We start from the raw sequence: 880 nt of genomic DNA, 5'->3' as shown, positions 1-880 counted from the left end.
CTATACAGATGCGTTACTCGGTTCGGATATTGTAATCCATTGTGCCGCTATGGCCCATGTTCATAAAGATTCTACAGATAAAAAAAGCGAGTTTGATCGAGTTAATTGTGCTGCTACTATAAAGTTAGCCAAGCAGGCAACAGAACAGGGTGCTAAGCGGTTTATATTTATTAGTTCAATCGGAGTGAATGGTGGGCATAATCAGCAAAGAGCATTTCGCTTTGATGATATCTCCCAGCCTTGGGATGAATATACCCAATCAAAATATGCCGCAGAGTTGGGCTTACGCCAGTTAGCTAAAGAGACTGGTCTTGAAGTCGTCATCATTCGTCCGCCATTGGTTTATGGTGCTAATGCACCGGGTAATTTTGGTAAGTTAACTCATGCCGTGAGGCATGGTCGTTGGTTACCGCTTGGAGCAATTCATAATCAGCGAAGTTTTGTCGCACTTGATAACCTGGCCGATCTGATCATTACCTGTGTTACCCACCCTCATGCTACCAATCAGACCTTTTTGGTTAGTGATGATCAGGATGTATCTACCACTCAGTTACTTGAGATGATGAGTCGTGCTGCAGGTAAATCTCCGCGATTATTGCCGGTGCCAATGAGCTGGTTACGATTGGCAGGCAAGCTAACGGGTAAGCAGGCGGTGGTTGAGCGGTTGTGTGGTAATCTGCTGGTCGATATCAGCCACACCAAAACAACATTGGATTGGCAGCCACCGATATCGCTGGAGGAAGGGATTAAACGCTGTTTTATTGAGGATAAAGAAGGATGTTGATTCGAGCGCTTGATTTTTGTGCAGCATTTTTTGGCTTGTTATTGCTTTGGCCTATTTTGTTGGTCGTCACCTTGCTCGGCCTGTTTGATACCGGCT

General features: G+C 45.2%; 1 protein-coding gene. It reads left to right on the top strand.

Annotation, left to right across the window (positions count from 1 at the left end; translation table 11 throughout):
• Window positions 1-784 (top strand): NAD-dependent epimerase/dehydratase family protein (locus LG30_RS21500; RefSeq protein WP_152599118.1); only part of this gene is annotated, 784 nt, incomplete at its 5' end.
• Window positions 785-880: the final 96 nt, after the last annotated feature.

It is taken from the genome of Aeromonas aquatica (genome assembly GCF_000764655.1).
In the GTDB taxonomy this organism is placed as follows: Bacteria; Pseudomonadota; Gammaproteobacteria; order Enterobacterales; family Aeromonadaceae; genus Aeromonas; species Aeromonas aquatica.
The sequence above is the reverse complement of the archived record's forward strand: the minus strand, read 5'-3'. Positions and strand labels throughout refer to the sequence as shown.